This is a genomic window from Frateuria sp. GZRe12, assembly GCF_051900535.1.
GTDB lineage: Bacteria > Pseudomonadota > Gammaproteobacteria > Xanthomonadales > Rhodanobacteraceae > Frateuria_A.
This window is the reverse complement of record NZ_JBHZGI010000002.1, coordinates 63,059-87,618: the sequence shown is the minus strand read 5'-3', so window position 1 is coordinate 87,618 and position 24,560 is coordinate 63,059. Positions and strand designations below refer to the sequence as shown.

Sequence of the window (24,560 nt, the reverse complement as noted above, 5' to 3'; positions counted from 1 at the left end):
GCGGGGCATCCTAGTCGCCCGGCAGCGGGGCGGGGAGTAACAAGGCCGTCGCGAAACCGGGCATCGGTGGCGACATCCAGCGGCGCGTGCGGCCGCGGCCGAGCGGCTGCACCTTGCCGGCGGCGGCCAGCGCATCGAGCGAGCGTTGCACAGTGCGCTGGCTCGCACCGAGCGCAAGCGCGAGAGCCGAACTGGACCACGACTCGCCGTCGGCGAGCAGGGCGAGCACCGCCGCATGCGCCTCCTCCGCCGGCCGCGCCAGCACCGCGACGTCGCGCGTTGCGTGTGGCACCAGCGCAAAACCCTGTTGCGTCGCGCGAACATCGGCCAGCGGCCTGAGCAGGGCGCGCAGCCGCCCGATCTCCACGCGCAGGCGCGCGCGATGCGTTTCGTCCGGCAGCTTCGCGCGGAACGCGTGGCGGATCAGCACTTCGCGCGGTGCGTCGCCGGGCCAGGCCTCCGCCAGCTTGCGGGCGAGTGCGAACAGCACCGGGCGGCTGGCCAGCGCGACCGTCGTTCCGGCGGCGTGCATGGCGTGGCGGCAGCCATCCAGCACCAGCGTTTCCGAGGCCAATAGTGTTTCGACGTCTGCCAGCGGCAGCGATCGTTCCCCGTCCCTGGACACCAGGCGCGCCGCGGGTGCATGCAGCGCCAGCGCCAGGCTCTCCACTTCCGCCGCCAGCGCCGGGATGCCCGCATGGCGCACGGCGTGCCGGGCGCGTTCGAGCGCGGCCTGCGCCGCCGCGGCCCGCAGCCGCCGCATGGCGATGCCGGCGACCGCCAGTTCGTGGGCGGTGCGCAGGGCGGGCGGCAGCAACGCGGGTTGGATCCCTTCGAGTTCGCGCTCGGCCTCGTGCAGCCGGCCGATCAGCAGCAGGCGGCGGATCGCGAGGCAGCGGGCGTGGGCGGCATTGATGCGGTCGCCATGCTCCTCCAGCGTCTTCCGTGCGGCCGCGAGCGTCTTCTCGGGCCAGCCCAGGTCGCGCGAGACCAGCGCGATCTCCGCCTCGGCCACGACGCAGCGCGCGCGGGCCAGCGCCTCCTTCGGACCGAACGCGTGCGTCGCCTGCCGCACCAGCGCACGGGCCCGGGCGAGATCCCCAAGCTGCGCCATTGCGATGCCGCGCAGCGCGAGCGCCGGCGCGTCCTCGCGCAGCGCGACGCGGTTCAGCGCGCCGAGCGGATCGCCCGCGGCGAGTGCGCGGCCCGCAGCCACGATCAGGGAATCCATCGCAATCCCGCCAACTTTGTCACTCCCGCCTGCCCATGCCACCGCGCCAATCTAGCCCACGACCACCACGCGCGTCGCCGCGGCGACCGCGCCATCCACGGGAGAGCGAAACATGGCAAGCCACGAGACCACAACGCGAGAGCAATGGCTGGCAGAACGACTGGATTTGCTGGCGGCGGAGAAGGAACACACCCGGCGCGGCGACGAACTGGCGCGACGTCGCCAGGCCCTGCCTTGGGTACGCATCGACAAGCCGTACCGCTTCATCACCGAGCACGGGAGCGCCACGCTGGCGGAGCTGTTCCAGGGCCGTTCGCAGCTGATGGTCTATCACTTCATGTTCGGGCCCGACTATGCCGCAGGATGCCCGTCCTGCTCGGCGATCGCGGACGGCTTCGACGGCATCGCGGTACACCTGGCCAACCATGACGTGACGCTGATGGCGGTATCGCGCGCGCCGCTGGACAAGCTGCTGGCGTACCGCCGTCGGATGGGCTGGTCGTTCCCGTGGGCGTCCGCCCATGGCAGCGATTTCGCCGAGGACTTCAACGTCGCCTTCGACCAGGCGCAGCAGCGTGCCGGTAAGGTCGAGTACAACTACCGCCGCGGCGGCCATGCCATGGACGTGGTGCCCGCGCCCGCGCCGGTGGAACAGTTCGCCGCCACCTGCGGCACCGACGCATCGACCTACGCGCGCGACCGGCCGGGCATGAGTACTTTCGTGCTGGAAGACGGCGTGGTCTATCACAGCTATTCGGCCTATGCACGCGGCCTGGACGGATTGTGGAACATGTACCAGTGGCTGGACCGCGCGCCGCGGGGGCGCAACGAGTCCGGAATCTGGTGGCGTCGCCACGACGAATACGGCGATGCGATGCGCGCAATGGATGAGCCATGCTGCGCCTGAGCAACGTCGGGACCACCGCGTCCGCGGGCGCGCCGCAAAGGGTTTCGCCGGGAGTGCGCCCGGGCGTCCTGGCGCTGGCGTTCGTCGCGAGCGTGGCTGTCACGGTGCTCGGTGGCGACGCCATCGCCCTGATGGGTGCCATGCCGATGCCTGGCTACTGGACCCTGTCGATGGTCTGGATGCGGATGGGCGGGCAGGGCTGGCTCGCGGCGGCCGGAGGCTTCCTGGTCATGTGGATGCCCATGATGGCGGCAATGATGCTGCCGTCGCTGGGGCCGGTGCTGTCGCGCTACGGCCGCACCCTGGCATGTGCCGGCGTCCGGCGCCCGGGCCGCATGGCCGCCGCGGCCGCATTGGGCTATTTCCTCGTCTGGGCCACGGTCGGCGTGGCGATCTACCCGCTCGGCGCCGCTTTGGCGCAGGCGGCGATGGGCCACAGGTGGCTGGCGCGCATGGCGCCGTTCGCGGCCGCGGCGGTCGTGGTGCTCGCCGGCGCGCTCCAGTTCACCGCATGGAAGGCGCGCCGCCTCGCCTGCTGCCGGTCGGCGCCGGGCGCCATGGCGCCACCACCGGGCGGCATGGCTGCGGGCCTTCGCCGTGGCCTGCGCCTCGGGCTCTATTGCGCTTGCTGTTGCGGCAACCTGATGGCGATTTCGCTGGTCGCGGGAATGATGGACCTGCGAATCATGGCGGCGGTGACGCTGGCGATCACGGCGGAGCGCCTGCTGCCGGCAGGCGAGCGGGTGGCGCGAGGCGTCGGTCTGCTTGCCGTGGGTGTCGGCGTGCTGTTGATCGTGCGCGCCATCAGCGGGGGCTGGCGTCTTTCGCTCTGAAGCCCCGGCGAAACCGGGTGGCGATCTCCACGGGATCGGCCCGGGCGGATACACTTTGGGCATCCATCTGGAATCGGACCGCGCTCGCCAACAGGCGATCGACGCGGCAAGTTTCCGCCCGCCGGAGGCCCAGGCCCGTGCTGCTGATGATCGACAACTACGACAGCTTTACCTTCAACCTCGTGCAGTACCTGGGCGAGCTGGGGCAGGAGGTGAGGGTGCTGCGCAACGATGCGCTGGACGTGGCCGGCATCCGCGCGCTCAAGCCCGCGCACATCATGATCTCGCCCGGGCCGGGCACGCCGGACGACGCGGGCGTGTCGCTGGCGGTGCTGCGCGAGCTGGCGGGGGAGATCCCGGTGTTCGGCGTGTGCCTTGGCCATCAGGCGATCGGCCAGGCGTTCGGCGGCAAGGTGATCCGCGCCAAGCAGATCATGCACGGCAAGACGTCGCCGGTGCGCCATCGCGGGCACGGTGTCTTCGCCGGCCTCCCCGATCCGTTCGAGGCCACGCGCTACCACTCGCTGGTGGTCGAGCAGGGTTCGCTGCCCGATTGCCTGGAAGTCACGGCGTGGACCGAGCACGCGGATGGTTCGATCGACGAGATCATGGGCCTGCGCCACAAAACCCTGCCGGTCGAGGGCGTGCAGTTCCACCCCGAGTCGATCCTGACCCAGTACGGCCACGACCTGCTTGCCAATTTCCTCGGCCTGCCGCGGCGGAAGCTCGCTGCATGAGTCCGCGCGAGATCTCGATCACGCCCCAGGAAGCACTCCAGCGGACCATCGAACATCGCGAGATCTTCCACGACGAGATGATCGCGCTGATGCGCCAGATCATGCGCGGCGACGTGAGCCCGCTGATGACCGCGGCGATCATCACCGGCCTGCGCGTCAAGAAGGAAACCGTCGGCGAGATCACCGGCGCGGCGCGGGTGATGCGCGAGCTGTCGGCCAGGGTCGAGGCGCCTGCGCATCCGCATTTCGTCGACATCGTCGGCACCGGTGGCGACGGCGCGTCGAGCTTCAATATTTCCACCGCTTCGATGTTCGTCGCCGCCGCGGCGGGCGCGCGCGTGGCCAAGCACGGCGGGCGCAGCGTGTCGTCCAAGTCCGGCAGCGCCGACGTGCTCGAGGCGCTGGGCGCCGTGATCGACCTGGATCCGGCGCGGGTCGCCCAGTGCATGGAAGAGACCGGCATCGGCTTCATGTTCGCGCCCAACCACCACCCGGCGATGAAGGTCGTCGCGCCGGTCCGCAAGGAAATGGGCGTGCGCACCTTGTTCAACATCCTAGGTCCCCTGACCAACCCAGCCGATGCGCCGAACATCCTGATGGGCGTGTTCCACCCCGACCTGGTCGGCATCCAGGTGCGCGTGTTGCAGGCGCTGGGTGCGCGCCACGCCATGGTGGTGTGGGGCCGCGACGGCATGGACGAGATCTCGCTGGGCGCGTCTACGCTGGTCGGCGAGCTGCATGGTGGCGAAGTACGCGAGTACGAGATCGAGCCGGAGGACTTCGGCCTGGCAATGGCCTCAAGCCGCAACCTCAGGGTCGAGAGCGTGGACGAATCGCGCGCCATGCTGCTCGAAGCGCTGGGCGGACGCCATGGCGTGGCGCACGACATCGTCTGCCTCAACGCGGGCGCGGCGCTCTATACCTCCGGGGTGGCGGCAGACATCGACGAAGGCATCGCGCTGGCGCGCCATACCATCGCCAGCGGCGCCGCGCATGCGAAAATGATGGAATTCATCGCCGCGACGCGAAGGCTCGCCGGATCCATGTAGGAGCGCCCTTGGGCGCGACCGCGTGTCGCCGGCCCACCCCGGTCGCGCCCAAGTGCGCCCCCTACAGAAATCCATTCCGCCATGACCGACATCCTGCAACGCATCCTCGCCCGCAAGGCCGAGGAGATCGCCGAGCGCAGCGCCACGCTGCCGCTGGCCGAGCTCGCCTCCCGCATCGAGGAGCTGCCGCCCACGCGTGGGTTCGCCGCCGCCATCGAGGACAAACTCGCCGCTGGCCTGCCGGCGGTCATCGCCGAGGTGAAGAAGGCCAGCCCCAGCAAGGGCGTGATCCGCGCCGACTTCGATCCGGCCGCGATCGCGCGCAGCTATGCCGCGGGTGGCGCGACCTGCCTGTCGGTGCTGACCGATCGCGACTTCTTCCAGGGCAGCGAGGATTACCTGAAGCAGGCACGCGAGGCCTGTGCGCTGCCGGTCCTGCGCAAGGACTTCATCATCGATCCGTACCAGGTGTACGAGGCCCGTGCGATCGGCGCCGACTGCATCCTGCTGATCGTCGCCGCGCTCGGCGACGCGGCGCTGCTGGATCTTTCGCTGGTTGCCGCCGAGCTCGACCTGGACGTGCTGTGCGAAGTGCACGACGCGGAGGAGCTGGAACGCGCGCTGGCCCTGCCGGTGCCGCTGATCGGCGTGAACAACCGCAACCTGCGCACCTTCGAGACCTCGCTGGATACCTCGCTCACGCTTCGGCCGCGCATGGCGGGCGACGACCGCGTGCTGGTGGCCGAGTCGGGCATCCACGCACGGGAGGACGTGGCGCGCCTGCGCGAGGCCGGCATCCACGCCTTCCTGGTCGGGGAGGCGTTCATGCGCGCCGGGGATCCGGGCCAGGCGCTTGATCGGCTGTTTGCGGCCTGACGCGGTGGACGACGGGCAGGACACCGCAGCCGCCGACGCATCGTCGGTCGTGCTGTTCGATTTCGACGGCGTGCTCACCCACGCCGATACCTATGCCTTGTTCGTGCGCGAGCGCTACGCCCGCTCAACCTGGCGCCAGCTGCTCGCCCTGCTGGCGCTGCCCTGGTTGATGTTGCTGTGGCCCCTGACGCGCCGGCTGCAACGCCCGCTGGTGCACATCGCGCTGCTGGGGCTGGACGAGAAGCGCTACGGCAGCGCCATCGAGGCCTTCGCCGCCGAGCTCGTGCGGCGACCCGGCCATTTTTGCCGCGATGCCGTGCGGGCGCTTCGGCGCCATCAGGCGGCGGGCGAGCGCGTGATCGTGGTGACCGGCTGCGAGCACACGCTGGTCGAGAGCCTGCTCGCCCAGCTGGGGCTCGCCGGGGTGGAGCTGGTCGCTTCCCGGCTCAAGCGCGGCCCGTTCGGCCTGCGCGTGGCCCACCACAACATCGGCGCGGGCAAGCTCAAGGCGCTGACGGCGCACGGCGTCCCGGCCTGGCGACGCGCCTACGGCGATTCGCTGCATGACCTGCACATGCTCAAGGCGGCGGCCGAACCCGTGCTGGTCAATGGCACGCCCAAGCTGTGCAAGCGGATCGAGCGGGCACTGGGCCGGTCGATCGAACGGGTGGCCTGGCACTGACGACGCGCGGAGCGACTGCGTTCCCCAAGGGGACTTGCAAGCCATCGATGCTTTAAATACGTTAGTGCTTACGTATTTGTCTGGCGGGCAATCGCATGTATCTGGCATCCCTTGGCAAGTTGGCCCTCGGCAGCCGGCTGAAGGCACTCAGCGATCACTTCTACGGAGCCGCGGATGAGGTCTACCGGACGCTCGGTGCACCCATCGAATCGCGCTGGTTGCCGGTACTGCGCTATCTATGGGATGCCGGCCCGAACACGGTGACGGACGTGGCACACGCCATCGGCCAGACCCACTCGGCGGTGAGCCAGCTCACCGACAAGCTGGTGCGCGCCGGGATGGTCCGGCGCCGGCGCGACCCCGCGGACGGTCGACGCAGCGTGCTGACGCTCACCGACAAGGCGCACGCGGCACTCGCCGGGCTGGGCCCGATCTGGTGTGCCGTGCAACGCGGGGTGAGCAGCTCGCTGGAAGCGCACGCCGCCCAGCTGCTGGACGCCATCGAGGCGTGCGAGCGGTCCCTGCAGGAACGTCCCGTCGCCGCCGCCATTCTGGCCGAGCATGACGCCATCAAGGCGACGCCGCTTCGGATCGTGCCGTATGCGCCGGCGTTGCGCGAACACTTCTACCGGTTGAACGCGCAATGGCTGGAACACCACTTCCGTATCGAGGAGATCGATCGCGCGGTGCTGAGCGACCCGGAGCGTTACATCCTGCAGCCGGGCGGCGCGATCTTCTTCGCCTGCCTTGGCGAGGAAGTCATCGGCACCTGTGCGCTGCTGCAGGAATCGCCCGGGGTGTTCGAGCTCACCAAGATGGGCGTGGACGAGACATTCCGCGGCCTGGGTGCCGGCAAGCGCCTGCTGGAGGCCTGCATCGCCGAGTTCCACCACCGCGGCGGGCAGACGCTGTTCCTGGAGTCCAACAGCCGCCTGCAGACGGCGTTGCGGATGTACGAGAAGGCCGGGTTCGTGATGCAGCCGTCGGTACGTCCGGGCTCGCATTACGAGCGCGCGGACGTCTACATGATCTATCGGCCGGAAACGTCGCCGCGGCAACCCTGATCAAGCCGCGGCCATGGTGGCCTTGCCGCAAAGCGGCAAGGGCGAAGCTCAGCGCGTGCCCTTGACCACGATGGTCTTGCCCGACACGTTGATCATGCCCTGCTCCTCGAGCTGCTTGAGCACGCGACCGACCATCTCGCGCGAGCAACCCACGATGCGGCTGACTTCCTGGCGCGAGATGCGGATCTGCGTCCCGTCCGGATGGGTCATCGCGTCCGGCTCCTGGCACAGGTCCAGCAGCGTGCGCGAGATCCGGTTGGTGACGTCCATGAAGGCCATGCGGCTGACCTGGCGCGAGGTGCGCAGCAGGCGGTTGGTCAGTTGCGACCCGATCGCGAAGAGGATCTTCGGGCATTCCTCGCGCAGCGGGCCTTCCATCAGCTGGAACAGGCGCTCGTAGCTGATCTCGGCCATTTCGCACGGGGTGCGGCTGCGCACGATCGATTCGCGCTGCGCCTGCTCGACGAACAGGCCCATCTCGCCGATGAACTGGCCGCGGTTGAGGTAGGCCAGGATCAGTTCGCGGCCCTGCTCGTCTTCGGTGCAGACCGCGAGCGAGCCTTCGATGATGTAGTAGAGCGTGTTGGCCGGGTCGCCCGGGCGGATGATCGCGGTCTTGCCGGGATAGCGGCGGCGGTGGCACAGCGCCAGGAAGCGCTCCATCGATGCCGGGTCCGGCGCAAAGCTCAGCGGCGCCTGGGACCGTTCGAAAGCCTGTTGGAGTTGGTATTTGAGTTGCGCCACGAGAGTATCCGCTGGTGAGCCACGGCGCTGCCGCCAAGGCCTTACCATGCATCACGCGTCTCGGCTGATCAAGAGATGACGCCGCTCGCGCCCGTGAGTTCTGTTTTCCGGGGTTTTGCCGCATACTTCGCAGTCTTTCGGCCAAGCTGCATTCCAGCCGGAACTTCGGGTCGCGCAGGATGAGGGTCCTGGCGCGCCTTTTTCTTTTCGCGGGGACCCTTAAGCTGCTAACCCGCCTCATCTGCTGGCCGCATTCCGGCCATGGAGAGTCGCCGTGGTGAAACCGCTCCCGCGCCTGCGCCTGCAGGGCTTCAACAACCTGACCAAGGCCCTGAGCTTCAACATCTACGACATCTGCTACGCGGTGTCCGAAGACCAGCGCCAGCGCTACATCGAATACATCGACGAACAGTACGATGCCGATCGCCTGACCCAGATCCTCACGGACGTGGCGGAGATAATCGGCGCGAACATCCTGAACATCGCGCGCCAGGACTACGACCCGCAGGGTGCCTCGGTCACCATCCTCATTTCCGAGGAGCCGGTGGTGGAGAAGCTCGGCCGCGACACCATCTCCGGTGCCGTCGTCGCGCACATGGACAAGAGCCACATCACCGTCCACACCTATCCGGAAACGCATCCGCACAACGGCATCGCGACCTTCCGCGCGGACATCGACGTGGCCACCTGCGGCGTGATCTCGCCGCTGAAGGCCCTGAACTACCTGATCGACAGTTTCGAGTCGGACATCGTGGTGTGCGATTACCGCGTGCGCGGCTTCACCCGCGACGTGAAGGGCAAGAAGCACTTCATCGACCACAAGATCAACTCGGTGCAGGACTACCTGGCGCGCCACATCCGCCAGAAGTACGAGATGTTCGACGTCAACGTCTATCAGGAAAACATCTTCCACACGAAGATGCACATCAAGGACTTCGATCTGGACACCTACCTGTTCGAGGCACACGCGGACGACCTTTCCTTCAAGGAGCGCCAGCGCATCGAGTCGCTGCTCAAGCGCGAGATCGAGGAACTGTTCCACGGCCGCAACCTGATGTGATCGAGACCCCGCCGCGAGGCGGGGTTTTTCGTCGTGCGGCTCGCCGAGCCCGCTTGGGACCCAGGCCCATCGCCCGCAAGCGGGCTCCGCATGGAAGCAGGGCCGTCAGACGCGGTAGGCGACACCCTTCATCACCAGTGAACTCAGGTGCATCAGGCCGGGGATCGGGAAGGGCAGGTCAATCCCGCCGCGCGCCTTGGCGTCGTCGGCATGGCGCACCTCGTCGGCCTGCATCTGCGCAAGCACCGCGCGCGAGCGTTCGTCCTGCGGCGGCAGGCGCTGGAGGTGATCCTCCAGGTGTGCTTCCACCTGGCGCTCGGTTTCCACCACGAAACCCAGGCTGACCTTGTCGCCGACCAGCGCGGCGGCGGCGCCGATCGCGTAGCTGCCGGCGTACCACAACGGGTTGAGCAGGCTGGGGCGGCTGTCCAGTTCGCGCAGGCGTTGCGCGCACCAGGCCAGGTGGTCGGTCTCTTCGTCGGCTGCGTGTTGCAGATGGCGGCGGGTATCTTCGTCGCGCGCGAGCGCGGCCTGGCCGTCGTACAGCGCCTGCGCGCAGACCTCGCCGGTATGGTTGATGCGCATCAGGCCGGCGGCGTGGCGACGCTCCTGCTCGTCGAGCGTGGCGTCTTTCAGGTCCTCGGCGGGCGACGGGCGTGCCGGTTCCGGCGCCCCGGCGACGGTTTCCAGGGCGCGCTCGATGCCGGACAGCAGGCGGTCGAAGGGGGAAAGCGTGCGGGCGTTCATGAGGTTTGTCCCGTTACAAGTTGCTGCGCCAGCAGCGCCAGTGGATGCAGGGTCGGTACGATCGAGCCGTGTTCGGCGAGGCCCGCGGCCAGATGCAGCCGGCACCCTATATTTGACGACAGCAATGCCTCCGGCGCCATCGCGCCGACGGCCTCGAGCGTAGGTTCGCGCAAGGCTGCGGCGCGCTCGGGGTATTCCAGCAGGTGGCTGCCGGCCGCTCCGCAGCAGCGTGCCGGCAGCGGCGTGACCTCCAGCGTCGGCACGCGTCCGAGCAGCGCCTGCAAGGCTTCGCCGCTGCGCGCCACATTCAGTTGCGTGCAGGGCAGATGGAGCGCCACGCGCCGCGGGAGCGGGCGGAACCGCAGGTGATCAGCCTGGACGGCGAGCAGCGTATAGGGGTCGTCCACCCTCACCTCGGAAAGCGCGCTTCGCAGTTGGCTGATGCAGCCGGGCGTAACCGTCACCAACACTGAGGCGCCGCTGGCCTGCCAGGCGTCGCGTACACGCCGCGCCGCGCGCGCGGCCGCCTGTGCGTCACCGCCGTGGGCGTCCAGTGCGCCACAACAGAAGCCGGGCAAGCGGATGACCGGGTGACCGGCCGCCTCGAGCAGGGTGATGGCCGCCTGTTGCGCCGCCGCGTCTTCCACGCGGGCCACGCACCCCGGGAAGAGCGCTACGCGCGCCAGCGTCCGGGCGCGCCCTCCATCCGCACGGGTTGGCGCCAGATGCGGAGGCGACGTCGAGGCCGCAAGCGCCAGGGCGGTACGCCAGCGGGACGGCAGCGGCAGCCAGCGAGCGAGGCGGGCATGCCAGCGGTGCAATCCGACGAGCCGGGTCAAGCGCAACAGGGCGGGTTGCCTGGCCAGCGCGAGCAGCACACGCGGCCGCTGCGGTGCGGGACCGAGCAGGCCCCGGGTTTCCACCAGCAGCTCGCCGAAGCGTACCTGCGCGGGACACACCCGTTCGCAGTTCAGGCAACCCAGGCAGTGGTCCAGCGGCTCACGCACCTCGTCGGTGACCGGTGCCAGCCCCTTGGCCAGCGCCGCGGCTATCGCGATGCGTCCGCGTGGCGACTCGGCCTCGTTGCCGTCCAGCGCATAGGTCGGGCACACCGGCAGGCACAGGCCGCACTGCACGCACTGGTCGGCCAGCGCGGCGATGTGCTGGGACTTGTTCTGAGGCATGGTCGGCATGCTATCATTGGCAGCTCACAGTCGGCCGACCGGCAGGCTTGCGCGATCGATGACGGCTCCGCTATCATCTCGCGCCTTTGTTCCACCGATTCCGCTAACCGCCCCCGTGGCGGCAGACAGGTATTCTTGAAATGAAAACGTTCAGCGCCAAGCCGGAAAGCGTCAAGCGCGATTGGTACGTGGTCGATGCGACGGGCAAGACGCTCGGCCGTCTGTCCACCGAGATCGCCCGCCGCCTCCGCGGCAAGCACAAGCCGGAGTTCACCCCGCACGTCGACACCGGCGACTACATCGTCGTGGTCAACGCGGAGAAGGTCGCGGTCACCGGCGCGAAGCTGGACGACAAGATGTACCACCGCTTCACCGGCTACGTCGGCAACCTCAAGACGATGTCCTTGAAGGATCTGCTGGCCACGCACCCGGAGCGGGTGATCGAGATCGCCGTCAAGGGCATGCTGCCGAAGAACCCGCTGGGCCGCGCGATGTACCGCAAGCTCAAGGTGTACGGCGGCGCCGAACATCCGCATACCGCCCAGCAGCCGCAGGCGCTGGAGATCTAAGGAAACCCATGGCTATCCAGCAGAATTACGGCACCGGCCGCCGCAAGACCTCCGCCGCCCGCGTGTTCCTGCGCAAGGGCAATGGCGCGATCGAAGTCAACGGCAAGACACTCGACCAGTTCTTCGGTCGCGAGACCTCGCGCATGATCGTGCGTCAGCCGCTCGAGCTGACCCAGAGCGTCGACAAGTTCGACATCAAGGTCACGGTTGCCGGCGGCGGCATCACTGGCCAGGCCGGCGCGATCCGCCTGGGCATCGCCCGCGCGCTGATCGAATACGATGAATCCCTGAAGTCGGCGCTGCGCAAGGCCGGTTTCGTGACCCGCGACGCCCGCGAGGTCGAGCGCAAGAAGGTTGGTCTGCACAAGGCCCGCCGCGCTACCCAGTTCTCGAAGCGCTAAAATCCGCTTCGAGGGGCGATGCATCCGGTCAGAGCGCATCGTTCCCAAGGGTTTTGGGAGATCGTCTAACGGTAGGACAACGGACTCTGACTCCGTTTATCTAGGTTCGAATCCTAGTCTCCCAGCCAAACAAAAGAGGCCCGCCATTGGCGGGCCTCTTTTTTGCATGTCAGATGGCGACGACGGAAAGCCGGCGAGTCTCTTTTCGATGGCGGGTGCCCGGATGCAAATCCTGCGACGCACGGCACAACGAAATAGGATCGCCGAACGTCGCGCAGGGCCGGCTTGCGCTAGGATGAGCATCGTCGGCGGAGGCTTGATAGGTTATTGGTTTCACTCGTTTTTCACGCAATAGATTGTTGGATAGACGGAATAACATGACGACGTGGACCGGTCGCTGGATTGGGGCGATTCAGGCCAGCCATGCCAAGGGGGAAGGACGATGCTGACAAGGATCTGGGGCAACATCTGGTTTCGACAGCTGGCGGTCGCGGCCGGCTACGCGGTGAGCTACCTCCTGCTCCGCGAAATTTCCTTCTCCCACTGGGTGCTGTTCGCAGGCTTGCGTCTGTGCACGCTCATGTTGATGCCCTATCGCTACTGGCCGGCGCTGCTGCTCGGCGAGTTGCTGCCGCTCAGCTACATCAGCTTCAGTTGCCTGGAACAGTACGGCTGGATGTGGTCGGGGGTCATGCTCGTGCCGCCCATCGGCCTGGCCATGCCGATCGTGCGTTTCTGCAGGGAACAGAGGCGCCTGTTCCCGTCGCGCTCGATCACCAGCATCAACGTCCTGCTGCTCTGCTCGTTGCTGGTTTCGGTCGTCTGGACGGTTGCCGACACCACGGCGCTGCTCGTGGCCACGGTCAAGCCGCAGTACGACTTCCGTACGGCGGCCGGATGGTATTTCCTGGGCTCGTACATCGGCATCCTGACCATCGTGCCGCTGGCGCTGGCGGTGCGCGAGGAGCTGGCCAACCGGCCGCTCCGACAGATCCTGACAGGTATTTCAGAGAGTCGCCTGGTGCTCGAAACGGTTTCGCTGTTGCTGCCGGCCCTGGCGTTGCTGGTCTGGCTTGCTTCGGGCGTGGCTGGCGACGCGAGCCAGGCTGCGCGGATGGCGATGTTCCTGCCTGTCGCCTGGCTGTCCTTGCGCCATGGCTGGCGTGGGGCCGCGGTCGGCGGCACTGCGGCAAGCATTGCGGTCATCCTGACCATGCCGGTGGTGCGCGACCACGAAACCGTCCAGGCCCAGGTCTTCATCGCCTTCACGATCACCACCATGCTGATGCTTGGCGCTCGGATCGCGGTGCTGCACCAGCGGGAGGAGCGGGAGCGCATGGATTCGCGCCTGGCCCTGGCCATGGCGCAGCGGAACGTTTACCTGGGCGAACTGCAGTTGCGGCAAACTTCCTATGCGCTGGAGCAGATGAGCGGCGCGATCCAGGCCTCTTATACCCAGTTGCTCGGCCGGTTGCGCTGCCTGCTGCCGGGAACCGACGAGCGCACCTACTACCGCCAGGCGGCGGTGGCGCAGCACCAGATCTATCGCCTGGCCGACTCGCTGTACCCGCTTTCCTGGCGTGACCGCGGCCTGCCGGCGGCGCTGCGCGAAGGGTCGATCCCCCGCGCGCTCGACGAAGGCGGCATCGTCTACTGGTGCGATATCCAGGGCGACGTCGAACAGCTGTCCACCAGCGTGCACATGGCTCTGTACCGGTTGGCGTCGGAAGCCATCGCGCTTGCCTGCGCCAAGCGCAACGTCAGCAAGGTGCGCATGCGGCTGCGCGGTGGCCGCTCCGGCGGCCGTCGCTGGGCGGTGCTGTGCGTCGACAGCGACGTGGACTACGAACGGCTTGCGCGCGTGCGCTGGGACGACATCCAGTCGGCGCTCGGTGGGAGCGGCATGGGGCTGGGGGCGCTCAAGGATCGCGCCGGCATCTTCGAGGGCAAGGTGCATGTGCGCGCCCACGGCACCGGCAACCGGATCAGCCTGATGCTGTTCGATCCCGAGATCGCCTGATCGAAGTCCGAGGGAGAGCGTGGCTCTTCCCGCGGATCATCTGGAAGAAAAAAACCGCCCTTGGGGCGGTTTTTTTTCGTCGCTGTATCGCCCGCGGGCTTACGGCGAATGGCTGCTGCACTCGACCGGATCATTGCACGGCGCAACCGTCGCGCTGCTGGTGGCAGGCGCCGCGGTAAACGTGGTCGTGCCATCGCTCATGGGCGTTGCCAGCACCTGGACGTCGCTGCCCTGGTAGATCGTTTCGGCGTACGAGGTCAACGGCACGGCCGTGCTGCTGGTCGAAGCCGTCTGCTGCGGGGTGGAGAGGCGCTGGGCATCGCGACCCATGGGCAGGACCAAGAACTGGCCGTTCACGCTGGCGAAGGCCACGCGCAGGTTGCCGTAGAAGTCATTCACCTGGAAGTACTGCACGCCATTGTTGGCGAACGTGTACACATGCCAGTGCGTGCTTGCGCTCACGTCCTGTGCATTTGGCCAGGCTTGACCCAGGCCCGTGCTCGTCGCCGCCGCGGCGGAAGCCGAAAGACCCATGACGACCAAGCCGGCGAACAATGCACGGCGCGGCAGGAATTTGATCATAGCCATGTCCCCTTGTTGGACTGCTCACTGATTGAGCAATCGCACTCTACCTTGCAATAGTGAGTTTTTCGCGAAGAGAGATGGTGAAACTGAGCGTCACGTTAAGTTTTTTCGGTGCGCATGGCGCCCCAGGCGTGACGACCCACCGAGCAGCCTCCGTCGACTGCGCCGCCGGAGCTCGCCTTCCACGCGAGCGTCTGCGTAGGTGGCTGCGACACCGCGCCACAGCTTCGAGCGTTCTGCCGATGGCTCCTTGAAGAGGGGGGCGCCGACGCCGGCCCCGGTCACAGGGACGGCCCGCTCTTCGGTTCCTCGACCCGGAGGCGTAAAATCCCCGTTTTACCTTGCGGTACTTCGATGACTCCCCCCACCGAGAAGCCGGCGCCGCCGCCGGGCGTGCGTCTGGAAGGCAGCACGGACGCCTTGCCCCTTTCCCCCGCGTTGGGTGTCAGTCTCGATGTTACGCGTATGCCACGCCGCTCCACGCTGGTGGATCGGCGGGTGCTGCGCATTACTGCGGTATCGGTGGTGTTGGGCGTGGCGGCGGCCCTCATCGCGCAGGTATTGACCTCGCTGATCGGGCTGGTCACCAACCTGGCGTTCTATGGCCGCGTTTCGACCGCCTTCTCCTCGCCGGCCGGCAACCATCTGGGCATCTGGGTGATCGTGGTGCCGGTGATCGGCGGCCTGATCGTCGGCGCCATGGCGCGCTGGGGCTCGCGCGCCATCCGTGGCCACGGTATTCCCGAGGCGATGGAGCAGGTCCTGCTCAACGAGTCGAAGATTCCACCGCGGATCACCTTCCTCAAGCCGGTGTCGTCGGCGATCGCCATCGGCACTGGTGGCCCGTTCGGCGCCGAGGGCCCGATCATCGCCACCGGCGGCGCGCTCGGCTCGTTCATCGGACAGCTCCTGCGGGTCACCGGCGGCGAGCGCAAGGTGCTGCTGGCTGCCGGTGCGGCCGCGGGCATGGCGGCGGTGTTCGCCTCGCCGGTGGCGGCCGTGGTGCTGGCGGTGGAACTGCTGCTGTTCGAACTGCGCCCGCGTTCGCTCATCCCCGTGGCCCTGGCCACCGTGGCCGCCACATCTGTGCGCTACGCCATCCAGGGCACCGCGCCCGTATTCGCCATGCCGGAACTGGCCGAGCCGGGTGCCGTCGCGCTGGCCTGTTACGTGGGCGTGGGCGCGCTGCTGGGCCTGATCAGCGTCGGCGTCACCCGGGTCGTCTACGGCATAGAGGATGCCTTCGAACGGTTGCCGATCCACTGGATGTGGTGGCCGGCGCTGGGCGGCATCGCGGTGGGCGTGGTCGGCTATTTCGCACCGCTGACGCTCGGCGTGGGCTACACCAACATCGAAGGCATCGTCAGCGGCCAGTTCACCCTGCACACGCTGTTCTTCCTGTGCGTGATGAAGTTCATCTCCTGGTCGATCTCCCTGGGTAGCGGTACCTCCGGGGGTACGCTGGCGCCGCTGTTCACCATCGGCGGTGCGCTGGGTGCGCTGATCGGGCTCGGCCTGGCGGCGATGCTGCCGCAGTTCGGCATCGATCCGCGCATCGCGGCGCTGGTGGGCATGGCGGCGATCTTCGCCGGCGCCTCGCGCGCATTGCTGACGGCGGTGGTGTTCGCATTCGAGACCACCGGACAGCCGGCCGGCCTGCTGCCGTTGCTGGGAGGCTGTACCGCGGCCTATCTGATCTCGGCTTTGATGATGCGCAACACGATCATGACCGAGAAGATCGCCCGCCGCGGCGTGCGGGTGCCCTCCGAGTACGCGGCCGATTACCTGGACCAGGTGGCGACCGGCGACGCCTGCTCGCGCAAAGTGGTGACCCTGCGCACCACGCAGACCTTGGGCGAGGTGCGCAACTGGCTGGGCGAGGGCTCGCCCGAGGCGCAGCACCAGGGCTATCCGGTCGTGGACGAAAACAACCAGGTGCAGGGCGTGCTGACCCGGCGCAGCCTGCTCGATCCGCAGTGGTCCTATTCGCTGCCCCTGGGTGACCTCATCACGCGTCCACCGATGATGGTCAAGGAAGATCATTCGTTGCGCGAAGCCGCCGACCACATGGTCGCCGAGCAGGTCGGCCGGTTGATCGTGGTCAGCAAGGATGCGCCGCACCGTATGGTCGGCATCATCACCCGTGGCGACCTGCTGAGCGCGCACAAGCGGCGCCTGCAGGAGGCGCGGCAGGCCAGCCGCCACCTGCGCTTCGGCAGGAACGGCGTGCGTACGGCCTAGCGATCGCGAAAAGGCCCTCCCGTTCAACGGGAGGGCCTGCGTGGCGATGGGTTTGCGCAGGGCCGGTTTTCGGCCTGGCCACCCGGCGCTCCCTTGAACGGGAAAGCGCCAAGCTCCGGCGTCACATCTCCTTGTCGCCCACCAGCACGATGTCGGCGGGGCGCCGCGCAAACAGGCCGACGGTGACCACGCCAGGAATCTGGTTGAGTTCGGCCTCCAGCGCCACCGGATCGGTGATCTGCCAGCCGTGCACGTCGATCACCCAGTTGCCGTTGTCGGTGACCACGCCGTCGCGCCACACCGGCTGGCCGCCGCGCTTGACGATCTCGCGCCCGACCAGGCTGCGCGCCATCGGAATGACCTCGACCGGTAGCGGAAAGCGCCCGAGCAGGTCCACGCGCTTGCTCGCGTCGATGATGCAGACGAACTGCGCGCTCGCCTCGGCGATGATTTTCTCGCGCGTGAGCGCGGCACCGCCGCCCTTGATCAGCCGCTTGTGCGGATCGCACTCGTCGGCGCCGTCGACGTACAGCGAGAGCGGGCCGGTGGCGTTGAGGTCGAGAACTGGAATGCCGTGGCGTTTCAGCTGTGCGGTCGACTGCTCCGAACTGGACACCGCACCATGGATGCGGTGCTTGATGCCGGCCAGCGCGTCGATGAAGTAGGCCACGGTCGAACCGGTGCCGACGCCGACGATGGCGCCATCCTCGACGTAGCGGATGGCGGCCTCGCCAGCCAGACGCTTTTCGTTGCTCATGAATTTTTTCCTCGGAGTGTGCGCGCCGGCCCGGAGCAGGCATCGATCGGTAGCTATTCGAGCGCCAGGATGAAATTCCAGTCCTGCGTGCCCACCGGCATCACGGACAGCCGGTTGCCCTTGCGCACCAGTGCCATGTCGGTAAGCGCGGGCTGCGACTTGAGTTCGTCCAGCGTGATCACGCGCTTGAGCTTGCGCACGTATTTCACGTCCACCAGCATCCATCGCGGATTGTCGCGCGAACTGGCCGCGTCGAAGTACTTGCTCGCAGGATCGAACTGGCTGGGATCCGGGTAGGCATCGCTGGCCACCTCGGCGATGCCGGCGATGCCGGGCTCGGCGCAGTTGGAGTGGTAGAAGAACACCTTGTCGCCCTTGCGCATGCCGTCGCGCATGAAGTTGCGCGCCTGGTAGTTGCGCACGCCATCCCACGGCTCGCGCTTGCGCTGCTTGAGGTCGTCGATCGAGAAGGTGTCCGGCTCGGACTTCATCAGCCAGTGGGTGTAAGGCCGCTCGCTCATCGGGATCTCCGGACGCAGCAAAGTTGTAGAAGCGCATCCGGTGAACCGGCGAGCCGCGCATGGCGCTCGCGCGCAGGGTGCGCGCCTGCAGGGGACGCCAGAGCGGCAAATGCGGCGATCACGGCACTTCTTCCGGATGGCAATCGATCAGCTCGCGGTCGGTGGCGATGTAGTCCAGCGGCACGTCCCACGGCTCGGACGCGATCGCCGGCAACTCCTGGAAATCGTAGGCGATGCCGACCAGCAACGGCTCGGTGGGACGCGCCTGGTCGTTCAGGAAGGCAAAGCTGCGGTCGTACCAGCCGCCGCCGTAGCCAAGCCTGTGGCCGCGGCGATCGAAGCCAAGCAGAGGTACCAGCACCAGGTCGAGCTGGAACGGCGCGAACCACTCGCGCGGCGCCACCGGTTCGGGGATGCCATAGCGGTTGGGTTGCACGTCCTCGCCGGCCGACCAGGGCGCGAAGCGCAGTTCGCGGTCTTCGCCCAGCAGGGGCAGCAGAAAGCGCTGGCCGCGCGCGGCCAGCGGCGGGATCACCAGATTGAGCGGCAGCTCGCCGTCGCAGGCCCAGTAGCCAGCCACTCGTGCATCGGTGTGATATTCGGGGAGCTTTTCGAGACTGTGCCGCAGGCCCTGAGCGGCGGCGATGCGCTGGGTCGGAGTCAGTGCGCGACGACGGGCGGCGAGATGCTGGCGCAGTTCGCGGCGTTGGGCGGTGGCGTCCACGTTCGCGCATCTCCTTGGAAGACGGCGCGACCGGCGCCGCTCGCGCCCGGCCGGCGTTGTATCAACGTCGGCCAGGCGGGGAAAAGGGGTGGCGTCAACCGCGATGCCGCTGCCCACCGAACGACCTTGATCCACTTGGATCAGGTGGGAGGGCTACATGGCCTTCAAGGCTTTCCGCACGCGGCGGACATGCACAACAACCATGTGAAGCCGACCCGGGGCCGTATATAGGAACAAGGCAAATGTAGAGTGTGCTGGCGCACACCGCAGAAAACGCCGGGGTCTATCTTACTTGTGCGTCGAGCGCTGCTTCAAGCTTGCGGCGCAGTGCGGCGAGGCCGTCAGTCACGCTGCGATCAGCCCCGTCGTGTTGCTTGCGCAGGCCCAGGTATTCATGGGTGATGCTGATGGCCGCCAGCACTGCCAGCCGGTCGAAGCCGGGAGTGCGGGCGTTGGCGCGCAGTTCGCGCATCTTGCGGTCGAGGAAGGTGGCCGCTTCGAGCAGGCCCTCGCGTTCTTCGGGGGCGCAGGCGATCAGGAATTCGCGGTCCAGCAGGCGCAGCGCGACCGGCTCGGAGGCGGAGGGGGGCGTGCTGCTCATCAGCCGTTGTTCTCGAGGGCTTTCAACCGTTGGATCATCGCCTCGACGCGGCTGCGCGCCTGGTCGTTGCGCGCCATCAGGCCCGCCCGCTCGTTGGCCAGCTGTTCCTGGCTGTGCCGCAGGCTGCGGTTTTCTTCCTGCAGTCGGCGCACGAGGTCCAGCAGGCGATCCAGCTGCTGGTTCAGGATGGCCAATTCCTGCTGGGCGGGATCGGGCGTGCTCATGGTGTGAAATATAGCAAGCCTTCCGCAGGAAAAGGTGCCGCACTTGGCTGTAGGGAAGCCCTTGGGCGCAGCCTTGTGCGCGGGTCGCATCCAGGGCATCCCCGCAGGGCCCGGGCAGTTTAGACTTGGTGGTCGATTCACGAGGAGAGCCCCCATGACTGCCACCGATATGCTCGCCTACGAAGACCTGGACGCTGCGCTCTTGCGGATGCGTATCGGCGCGGACGCCAGCGAACTGCACGGCTCGTTGTGCGGTTACCTCGCGGGCGGTGGCTCGCTGGACAAGCAGCCCTTGCTGGCGGCGCTGGAACTGGAGGGGGGCGAGGCGGTCGTGCCGGCCCCGAACGACCAGGCGCTGCTCGAGCGGCTGGCGACCCAGTCCCGCGGCGAGCTGGCCGATCCTGAACTTGGCTTCGAGCCGATGCTGCCGGCGGACGACCGCCCGCTGACCGAGCGCGCCGACGCGCTGGTGGAGTGGTGCCGCGGCTTCCTCGGCGGCTTTGGCCTCGCCGGCGCCGGCGCGCACGCGCAGTTGTCCGACGAGGCGCAGGAAATCCTGCGCGACCTCACCACCATCGCCAGTTCCGCCTTCGATTTCGGCGACGAAAGCGAAGACGAGGACGCACTGATCGAGGTGCACGAATTCGTGCGCATGGGCGCGATGTTGTTGTTCGCCGAGTGCCACAGCGCCCAGCGCCCGGCGAACGACACTCTGCATTGAGCATCGCGATCGCCGAATTCGCGCGCCGGCGGCGCCAGCTGATGCGCATGGCCGGCGCCGATGGCGCGCTGCTGGTCGCCGCGGCGCCCGAGCGCATGCGCAATGCCGATGCCGCCTGGCCGTACCGGCAGGATTCGGATTTCCATTACCTCACGGGCTTTCCGGAGGCGGACGCCGTGCTGGCGTTGTTGCCCGGGCGCGCGCACGGCGAGGCGGTGCTGTTCTGCCGCGAGCGTGACCCGGCGCACGAGCGCTGGCACGGCGAAGTGGCCGGCACCGAGCGCGCGGTGAGCGTGTTCGGGTTGGACGACGCCTTCCCGATCGAGGACATCGACGACATCCTGCCCGGCATGATCGAGGGGCGCGCGCGGGTGTATTGCCATTTCGGGCGCGAACCGGATTTCGACGCGCGGCTGCTCGGCTGGATGCGTCGCCTGCGCCAGTTGCGTGGCGGTGGCGTGGTGCCGAAGGAGTTCGTGGCGCTGGGACACCTGCTGCATGACCTTCGGCTCTACAAGTCGCGCGGCGAGCTCAAGCTGATGCGCCAGGCCGCGGCCGTTGCGGCCGAGGCACACGTGGCCGCGATGGCCGCCGCGTCGCCCGGTCGCCTGGAATACGAGGTCGAGGCCGAGCTGCTGCGGGTGATGCGCAGCCGCGGCGCGGTGCCGGCGTTTCCGCCGATCGTCGCCGGTGGGGCCAACGCCTGCACCATGCATTACCTGGCCAATCGCGCGCCGCTGAAGGATGGCGACCTGCTGCTGATCGACGCCGGTGCAGAGGTGGACTGCTACGCCTCCGACATCACACGCACCTTCCCGGTCAATGGCCGCTGGACGCGCGAACAGCGCGCGTTGTACGAGGTGGTGCTGGCCGCGCAGCAGGCGGCGATCGACGAGGTGCGACCCGGTCGCCCGTTCGACGCCGCGCACCACGCGGCGGTGCGGGTGATTGCCGAGGGCCTGTGTGCGCTGGGGCTGCTCAAGGGTTCGGCTGACGCGGCGATCGAGAGCGGGGCGTACAAGACGTTCTTCCCTTCCAAGACCGGGCACTGGCTCGGGCTGGATGTGCATGACGTGGGCGACTACCGCGTCGATGGCGAAGCGCGACTGCTCGAGCCGGGCATGGTGGTGACGGTGGAACCTGGCATCTACGTGCCGCCCGACCTGCGCGGCGTGGCCGAACGCTGGCGCGGCATCGGCATCCGCATCGAGGACGACGTGGCGGTGAGCGCCGAAGGAAACGTGGTATTGACCGCGGCGGTGCCGAGGGAGCCGGAAGAGTTGGCGCGAGTGCTGGGCGGGCGCTGAAGCGGGCCTGTGCCTGTCACTCCACTACCGACCCTCTCATCGCCCCCGGCGGAGAAGGCCTCAAGCCCAGCGAAGAAGATCGCTCGCGCCGAGCGTAGCCCGCGAGGCGAACTCGAGGCGCACGCCTCCAGGCTCCACGTCCGCATCCCCTCTCCAGGGAGAGGGAGCCGGCAGGCGAATGAGGGTTCGCGCGGCCAGGATCTCCCACGCGGCTCCGTCCTTCCCGCGTTGCGCATCCCGCGCCTGCGACGCCGCGCCGCGCGGCAGCCTGTCGCGATGCCGCAGCCGTCACGCGATGCACGTCTATAGTCGCCGATGCCCTTCCTTCGGGAGTGAAGCATGCCGACCGCGGAGTTCCTGTCCCGCCTGCAGTTCGCATGGGTGATGTCCTTCCACATCCTGTTCCCCGCCTTCACCATCGGCACGGCGGCGTGGCTGGCGTTCATCGAGGGCGTGTGGTTGGTCAAGCGCACCGACCTGTGGCGAGACCTCTATTTCTTCTGGCTGAAGATCTTCGCCGTCGCCTTCGGCATGGGCGTGGTCTCCGGCATCGTGATGAGCTTTCAGTTCGGCACCAACTGGGCCGGTTTCTCGATCGTCGCCGGCAACGTGGTCGGACCGTTGCTCAACTACGAGGTGTTGACCGCCTTCTTTCTGGAAGCGACCTTCCTTGGCGTAATGCTTTTCGGCTGGAAGAAGGTCAGCGACGGCATGCATTTCCTTGCCACCTGCATGGTCTCGCTGGGCACGTTGCTGTCCTCGTTCTGGATCATGTCAGCCAACAGCTGGATGCAGACGCCGGCCGGCTACGAGATCCGCGACGGCGTGTTCTACCCGGCCGACTGGTGGCAGGTGATCTTCAACCCGTCCTTCCTGGTGCGCTTGCCGCACATGGTAATGGCCGCGTTCATCTCCACCGCGATGGTGGTCGGCGGCGTGTCGGCCGTCTATCTGCTCAAGGGCCGCTTCGTCGACCGCGCGGGCGTGATGCTCAAGCTGGCGCTGGCGTTCCTGGCCATCGTGATCCCGATCCAGATCGTCATCGGCGACATGGCGGGCCTGAAAGTGCGCCAGTACCAGCCTGCCAAGCTCGCGGCTATCGAGGCGCGCTGGGAGACCGCAAAGAGCGTGCCGCTGGCGCTGTTCGCCTGGCCGGACGAGCAGGCCGAAACCAATCACTATGCGGTGGAAGCGCCGCACCTGGGCAGCCTGATCCTCACCCATTCGTGGGATGGCGAGGTCAAGGGCCTGAAGGACTTCCCGCGCGACGAGCGCCCGCCGGTGAAGATCCCGTTCTTCTCCTTCCGGGTCATGGTGGGCCTGGGCCTGCTGATGCTGGCGTTGGCGTTGCTCGGCCTGTGGCGCTGGATGCGCGGCAGCCTGGTCCGCGACCGCTGGTACCTCAGGGCCTGGGTAGTGATGATTCCCTCCGGCTTCATCGCGCTGCTCACCGGATGGTGGGTGGCCGAGGTGGGCCGCCAGCCGTGGGTGGTACAGGGACTGCTGCGTACCTCGCAGGCGGCATCGGACGTGCCGGCGTCCAGCGTGCTGGCCTCGCTGATTACTTTCGTGGTGGTCTACCTGGGCATCTTCGGCGCCGGTATCTGGTACCTGTTCAAGCTCTTCCGTGACGGTCCCTTGCCGGCGCCGCAACGCGAACAGCCGGCCACGCCGGTGCACGGCAACCGCCGCCGCACGCCGGCGCGCCCGTTGTCGGCGCCCGACGAGCCGATGGGAGACTGACGATGAACTGGACAACCGCGCTCCCGGTGGTGTGGTTCTTCATCATCGGCTTCGCCGTGATCATGTACGTGCTGCTGGACGGCTTCGTGCTGGGGCTTGGCATTTTGTTGCCGTTCGCCGACGACGAGGACCAGCGCGACCACATGATGAACACCGCCGCACCGATATGGGATGGCAACGAGACCTGGCTGGTGCTCGGCGGCGCCGGCCTGATGGCGACCTTCCCCAAGGCTTACGCGGTGGTGCTCTCGGCGTTGTATCTGCCGATCCTGGTGATGCTGATCGCGCTGATCTTCCGCGGTGTGGCGTTCGAGTTCCGCTTCAAGGCGCACCGCTCGCGCTGGCTGTGGGGCGTGGCCTTCAGCGTGGGCTCGGTGCTGACGGCCTTCGCGCAGGGATTGATCCTGGGCGCGCTGGTCGAGGGCATGCCGCTGACCGGCGGCAAGTACGTGCAGGGCGCGTTCGGTTGGTTCAGCCCGTTCGCGGTAATGACGGCCGTGGCGGTGGTGTTCGGCTACGCGCTGCTGGGCGCAACATGGCTGATCCTCAAGACCGACGGTCGGCTGCAGCGCATCGCCTTCGACCTCACCCGGCCGCTGATGCTGGCAGTGATCGGCTTCATGCTGATGGTGAGCGCGTGGTTGCCATTCCTGGATTCGCAGTTGATGGAACGCTGGTTCACCGGCGCCCACATGCTTTGGCTTTCGCCGGTGCCGATCCTCACCGTGCTCAACGCGATCGCGTTGTGGCGCGCGGTGTTGAAGAACCGCGAGGTGCAGCCGTTCGTGCTGGCGCTGTGCTTCTTCGCGCAGGGGTTCATCGGCCTGGTGGTGGGCATGTGGCCGAACATCGTGCCGCCGAGCATGAGCATCTGGGAGGCCGCGTCGCCCCCGTCCTCACAGGGTTTCGTGCTGGTCGGCGCGGCGTTCCTGATCCCGGCGGTGCTGGCCTACACCGTGTATTCGTACCGGGTATTCCGCGGCAAGGTGCTGGCGGGCGAGGGTTATCACTAGCGCGGCCGCCGTTGCAGGA

26 protein-coding genes, 1 tRNA gene and 1 other RNA gene are annotated in these 24,560 nt (G+C 67.6%); 17 read left to right on the top strand and 11 right to left on the bottom strand.

The window, feature by feature from the left end; all coding sequences use genetic code 11:
- Nucleotides 1–10: 10 nt before the first annotated feature.
- Nucleotides 11–1,231, bottom strand: a complete 1,221-nt coding sequence (locus ACFWZ4_RS06205; protein ID WP_439703860.1) for a helix-turn-helix domain-containing protein — start codon at nucleotides 1,229–1,231, stop codon at nucleotides 11–13.
- A 112-nt stretch (nucleotides 1,232–1,343) separates the two neighbouring features.
- Here ACFWZ4_RS06205 and ACFWZ4_RS06200 point away from each other — a divergent pair, with 112 nt between their 5' ends.
- The 7 genes from ACFWZ4_RS06200 (at nucleotide 1,344) to ACFWZ4_RS06170 (ending at nucleotide 7,379) form a co-directional block, all read left to right on the top strand.
- Entirely contained in the window at nucleotides 1,344–2,138 is a 795-nt protein-coding gene (locus tag ACFWZ4_RS06200) for a DUF899 domain-containing protein (RefSeq protein ID WP_439703859.1), read from the top strand.
- Nucleotides 2,126–2,971 carry a DUF2182 domain-containing protein gene (locus ACFWZ4_RS06195; protein WP_439703858.1) on the top strand — a complete coding sequence of 282 codons (846 nt, stop codon included), beginning with the start codon at nucleotides 2,126–2,128 and terminating at the stop codon, nucleotides 2,969–2,971. The genes ACFWZ4_RS06200 and ACFWZ4_RS06195 overlap by 13 nt, the downstream gene beginning before the upstream one ends.
- A gap of 137 nt (nucleotides 2,972–3,108) precedes the next feature.
- The gene (locus tag ACFWZ4_RS06190) at nucleotides 3,109–3,708 is read left to right on the top strand and encodes an anthranilate synthase component II (RefSeq protein ID WP_439703857.1); all 600 of its coding nucleotides are present in this window, start codon (nucleotides 3,109–3,111) and stop codon (nucleotides 3,706–3,708) included.
- Nucleotides 3,705–4,757, top strand: a complete 1,053-nt coding sequence (gene trpD, locus ACFWZ4_RS06185; RefSeq protein WP_439703856.1) for an anthranilate phosphoribosyltransferase — start codon at nucleotides 3,705–3,707, stop codon at nucleotides 4,755–4,757. Before ACFWZ4_RS06190 ends, trpD begins: the two co-directional genes overlap by 4 nt.
- Before the next feature lie 81 nt (nucleotides 4,758–4,838).
- Nucleotides 4,839–5,633, top strand: coding sequence for an indole-3-glycerol phosphate synthase TrpC (trpC, locus tag ACFWZ4_RS06180; RefSeq protein ID WP_439703855.1), 795 nt, complete (start codon nucleotides 4,839–4,841; stop codon nucleotides 5,631–5,633).
- The gene (locus ACFWZ4_RS06175; protein ID WP_439703854.1) at nucleotides 5,611–6,315 is read left to right on the top strand and encodes an HAD family hydrolase; all 705 of its coding nucleotides are present in this window, start codon (nucleotides 5,611–5,613) and stop codon (nucleotides 6,313–6,315) included. The genes trpC and ACFWZ4_RS06175 overlap by 23 nt, the downstream gene beginning before the upstream one ends.
- Nucleotides 6,316–6,410: 95 nt before the next feature.
- Nucleotides 6,411–7,379 (top strand): bifunctional helix-turn-helix transcriptional regulator/GNAT family N-acetyltransferase, encoded by a 969-nt coding sequence (locus ACFWZ4_RS06170; RefSeq protein WP_439703853.1) that lies wholly within the window; start codon nucleotides 6,411–6,413, stop codon nucleotides 7,377–7,379.
- 48 nt (nucleotides 7,380–7,427) lie between these two features.
- Here the strand turns inward: ACFWZ4_RS06170 and crp are convergent, their stop codons facing one another.
- Nucleotides 7,428–8,123, bottom strand: a complete 696-nt coding sequence (gene crp, locus ACFWZ4_RS06165) for a cAMP-activated global transcriptional regulator CRP (protein WP_231323291.1) — start codon at nucleotides 8,121–8,123, stop codon at nucleotides 7,428–7,430.
- A 274-nt stretch (nucleotides 8,124–8,397) separates the two neighbouring features.
- Here crp and speD point away from each other — a divergent pair, with 274 nt between their 5' ends.
- Nucleotides 8,398–9,183 (top strand): adenosylmethionine decarboxylase, encoded by a 786-nt coding sequence (speD, locus tag ACFWZ4_RS06160; RefSeq protein ID WP_091334588.1) that lies wholly within the window; start codon nucleotides 8,398–8,400, stop codon nucleotides 9,181–9,183.
- Between the two features lie 105 nt (nucleotides 9,184–9,288).
- Here the strand turns inward: speD and coq7 are convergent, their stop codons facing one another.
- Together coq7 and ACFWZ4_RS06150 are read right to left on the bottom strand one after the other, a co-directional pair.
- Nucleotides 9,289–9,930 (bottom strand): 2-polyprenyl-3-methyl-6-methoxy-1,4-benzoquinone monooxygenase, encoded by a 642-nt coding sequence (gene coq7 / locus ACFWZ4_RS06155; RefSeq protein ID WP_439703852.1) that lies wholly within the window; start codon nucleotides 9,928–9,930, stop codon nucleotides 9,289–9,291.
- Entirely contained in the window at nucleotides 9,927–11,123 is a 1,197-nt protein-coding gene (locus ACFWZ4_RS06150; RefSeq protein WP_439703851.1) for a (Fe-S)-binding protein, read from the bottom strand. The genes coq7 and ACFWZ4_RS06150 overlap by 4 nt, the downstream gene beginning before the upstream one ends.
- A 131-nt stretch (nucleotides 11,124–11,254) precedes the next feature.
- Between ACFWZ4_RS06150 and rplM the strand changes: the two genes are divergently transcribed.
- From rplM to ACFWZ4_RS06130, 4 genes are all read left to right on the top strand, one after another.
- Nucleotides 11,255–11,683, top strand: coding sequence for a 50S ribosomal protein L13 (gene rplM / locus ACFWZ4_RS06145; RefSeq protein ID WP_231323297.1), 429 nt, complete (start codon nucleotides 11,255–11,257; stop codon nucleotides 11,681–11,683).
- Between the two features lie 8 nt (nucleotides 11,684–11,691).
- Nucleotides 11,692–12,084 (top strand): 30S ribosomal protein S9, encoded by a 393-nt coding sequence (gene rpsI / locus ACFWZ4_RS06140; RefSeq protein ID WP_439703850.1) that lies wholly within the window; start codon nucleotides 11,692–11,694, stop codon nucleotides 12,082–12,084.
- A gap of 54 nt (nucleotides 12,085–12,138) precedes the next feature.
- A tRNA-Gln gene (locus tag ACFWZ4_RS06135) sits at nucleotides 12,139–12,212 on the top strand.
- Nucleotides 12,213–12,526: 314 nt separating this feature from the next.
- A complete protein-coding gene (locus ACFWZ4_RS06130) occupies nucleotides 12,527–14,104 on the top strand; it encodes an MASE1 domain-containing protein (protein ID WP_439703849.1) in 1,578 nt (525 codons plus the stop codon).
- A gap of 99 nt (nucleotides 14,105–14,203) precedes the next feature.
- On the opposite strand, the gene ACFWZ4_RS06125 is transcribed toward ACFWZ4_RS06130, so the two are convergent.
- A complete protein-coding gene (locus tag ACFWZ4_RS06125; protein ID WP_439703848.1) occupies nucleotides 14,204–14,692 on the bottom strand; it encodes a hypothetical protein in 489 nt (162 codons plus the stop codon).
- 351 nt (nucleotides 14,693–15,043) lie between these two features.
- On the opposite strand from ACFWZ4_RS06125, the gene ACFWZ4_RS06120 reads away from it, so the two are divergent.
- Nucleotides 15,044–16,930 carry a chloride channel protein gene (locus ACFWZ4_RS06120; RefSeq protein WP_439703847.1) on the top strand — a complete coding sequence of 629 codons (1,887 nt, stop codon included), beginning with the start codon at nucleotides 15,044–15,046 and terminating at the stop codon, nucleotides 16,928–16,930.
- A 121-nt stretch (nucleotides 16,931–17,051) separates the two neighbouring features.
- On the opposite strand, the gene rpiA is transcribed toward ACFWZ4_RS06120, so the two are convergent.
- From rpiA to ACFWZ4_RS06090, 6 genes are all read right to left on the bottom strand, one after another.
- Complete coding sequence (gene rpiA / locus ACFWZ4_RS06115; protein ID WP_439703846.1) at nucleotides 17,052–17,687, bottom strand: ribose-5-phosphate isomerase RpiA; 636 nt, start codon at nucleotides 17,685–17,687, stop codon at nucleotides 17,052–17,054.
- A gap of 53 nt (nucleotides 17,688–17,740) precedes the next feature.
- Complete coding sequence (locus ACFWZ4_RS06110) at nucleotides 17,741–18,208, bottom strand: EVE domain-containing protein (protein ID WP_439703845.1); 468 nt, start codon at nucleotides 18,206–18,208, stop codon at nucleotides 17,741–17,743.
- A 118-nt stretch (nucleotides 18,209–18,326) separates the two neighbouring features.
- On the bottom strand, nucleotides 18,327–18,932 hold the full coding sequence (locus ACFWZ4_RS06105) for a 5-formyltetrahydrofolate cyclo-ligase (protein WP_439703844.1): 606 nt from the start codon (nucleotides 18,930–18,932) through the stop codon (nucleotides 18,327–18,329).
- A 91-nt stretch (nucleotides 18,933–19,023) separates the two neighbouring features.
- A non-coding RNA gene (gene ssrS / locus ACFWZ4_RS06100) (6S RNA) lies at nucleotides 19,024–19,208 on the bottom strand.
- A gap of 7 nt (nucleotides 19,209–19,215) precedes the next feature.
- Nucleotides 19,216–19,533 (bottom strand): cell division protein ZapA, encoded by a 318-nt coding sequence (locus tag ACFWZ4_RS06095; RefSeq protein ID WP_231323313.1) that lies wholly within the window; start codon nucleotides 19,531–19,533, stop codon nucleotides 19,216–19,218.
- Complete coding sequence (locus tag ACFWZ4_RS06090) at nucleotides 19,533–19,757, bottom strand: TIGR02449 family protein (protein ID WP_231323315.1); 225 nt, start codon at nucleotides 19,755–19,757, stop codon at nucleotides 19,533–19,535. The genes ACFWZ4_RS06095 and ACFWZ4_RS06090 overlap by 1 nt, the downstream gene beginning before the upstream one ends.
- A 154-nt stretch (nucleotides 19,758–19,911) precedes the next feature.
- Here ACFWZ4_RS06090 and ACFWZ4_RS06085 point away from each other — a divergent pair, with 154 nt between their 5' ends.
- The 4 genes from ACFWZ4_RS06085 to cydB all read left to right on the top strand — a co-directional run bounded on the left by ACFWZ4_RS06085 (nucleotide 19,912) and on the right by cydB (nucleotide 24,541).
- A complete protein-coding gene (locus tag ACFWZ4_RS06085) occupies nucleotides 19,912–20,478 on the top strand; it encodes a UPF0149 family protein (protein WP_439703843.1) in 567 nt (188 codons plus the stop codon).
- Nucleotides 20,475–21,785 carry an aminopeptidase P N-terminal domain-containing protein gene (locus tag ACFWZ4_RS06080; protein ID WP_439703842.1) on the top strand — a complete coding sequence of 437 codons (1,311 nt, stop codon included), beginning with the start codon at nucleotides 20,475–20,477 and terminating at the stop codon, nucleotides 21,783–21,785. The genes ACFWZ4_RS06085 and ACFWZ4_RS06080 overlap by 4 nt, the downstream gene beginning before the upstream one ends.
- A gap of 339 nt (nucleotides 21,786–22,124) precedes the next feature.
- The gene (locus ACFWZ4_RS06075) at nucleotides 22,125–23,528 is read left to right on the top strand and encodes a cytochrome ubiquinol oxidase subunit I (RefSeq protein WP_439703841.1); all 1,404 of its coding nucleotides are present in this window, start codon (nucleotides 22,125–22,127) and stop codon (nucleotides 23,526–23,528) included.
- A 2-nt stretch (nucleotides 23,529–23,530) separates the two neighbouring features.
- A complete protein-coding gene (cydB, locus tag ACFWZ4_RS06070) occupies nucleotides 23,531–24,541 on the top strand; it encodes a cytochrome d ubiquinol oxidase subunit II (protein WP_439703840.1) in 1,011 nt (336 codons plus the stop codon).
- The last annotated feature ends 19 nt before the right edge of the window (nucleotides 24,542–24,560 follow it).

Excerpts from the sequence above, each read along its gene's own strand:
- ACFWZ4_RS06205 (WP_439703860.1), bottom strand. The coding sequence starts at position 1,231 with ATGGATTCCCTGATCGTGGCTGCGGGCCGCGCACTCGCCGCGGGCGAT.
- ACFWZ4_RS06200 (WP_439703859.1), top strand. The coding sequence starts at position 1,344 with ATGGCAAGCCACGAGACCACAACGCGAGAGCAATGGCTGGCAGAACGA.
- ACFWZ4_RS06195 (WP_439703858.1), top strand. The coding sequence starts at position 2,126 with ATGCTGCGCCTGAGCAACGTCGGGACCACCGCGTCCGCGGGCGCGCCG.
- trpD (WP_439703856.1), top strand. The coding sequence starts at position 3,705 with ATGAGTCCGCGCGAGATCTCGATCACGCCCCAGGAAGCACTCCAGCGG.
- trpC (WP_439703855.1), top strand. The coding sequence starts at position 4,839 with ATGACCGACATCCTGCAACGCATCCTCGCCCGCAAGGCCGAGGAGATC.
- ACFWZ4_RS06170 (WP_439703853.1), top strand. The coding sequence starts at position 6,411 with ATGTATCTGGCATCCCTTGGCAAGTTGGCCCTCGGCAGCCGGCTGAAG.
- coq7 (WP_439703852.1), bottom strand. The coding sequence starts at position 9,930 with ATGAACGCCCGCACGCTTTCCCCCTTCGACCGCCTGCTGTCCGGCATC.
- ACFWZ4_RS06150 (WP_439703851.1), bottom strand. The coding sequence starts at position 11,123 with ATGCCGACCATGCCTCAGAACAAGTCCCAGCACATCGCCGCGCTGGCC.
- rplM (WP_231323297.1), top strand. The coding sequence starts at position 11,255 with ATGAAAACGTTCAGCGCCAAGCCGGAAAGCGTCAAGCGCGATTGGTAC.
- rpsI (WP_439703850.1), top strand. The coding sequence starts at position 11,692 with ATGGCTATCCAGCAGAATTACGGCACCGGCCGCCGCAAGACCTCCGCC.
- ACFWZ4_RS06130 (WP_439703849.1), top strand. The coding sequence starts at position 12,527 with ATGCTGACAAGGATCTGGGGCAACATCTGGTTTCGACAGCTGGCGGTC.
- ACFWZ4_RS06125 (WP_439703848.1), bottom strand. The coding sequence starts at position 14,692 with ATGGCTATGATCAAATTCCTGCCGCGCCGTGCATTGTTCGCCGGCTTG.
- ACFWZ4_RS06120 (WP_439703847.1), top strand. The coding sequence starts at position 15,044 with ATGACTCCCCCCACCGAGAAGCCGGCGCCGCCGCCGGGCGTGCGTCTG.
- rpiA (WP_439703846.1), bottom strand. The coding sequence starts at position 17,687 with ATGAGCAACGAAAAGCGTCTGGCTGGCGAGGCCGCCATCCGCTACGTC.
- ACFWZ4_RS06110 (WP_439703845.1), bottom strand. The coding sequence starts at position 18,208 with ATGAGCGAGCGGCCTTACACCCACTGGCTGATGAAGTCCGAGCCGGAC.
- ACFWZ4_RS06095 (WP_231323313.1), bottom strand. The coding sequence starts at position 19,533 with ATGAGCAGCACGCCCCCCTCCGCCTCCGAGCCGGTCGCGCTGCGCCTG.
- ACFWZ4_RS06090 (WP_231323315.1), bottom strand. The coding sequence starts at position 19,757 with ATGAGCACGCCCGATCCCGCCCAGCAGGAATTGGCCATCCTGAACCAG.
- ACFWZ4_RS06085 (WP_439703843.1), top strand. The coding sequence starts at position 19,912 with ATGACTGCCACCGATATGCTCGCCTACGAAGACCTGGACGCTGCGCTC.
- ACFWZ4_RS06075 (WP_439703841.1), top strand. The coding sequence starts at position 22,125 with ATGCCGACCGCGGAGTTCCTGTCCCGCCTGCAGTTCGCATGGGTGATG.
- cydB (WP_439703840.1), top strand. The coding sequence starts at position 23,531 with ATGAACTGGACAACCGCGCTCCCGGTGGTGTGGTTCTTCATCATCGGC.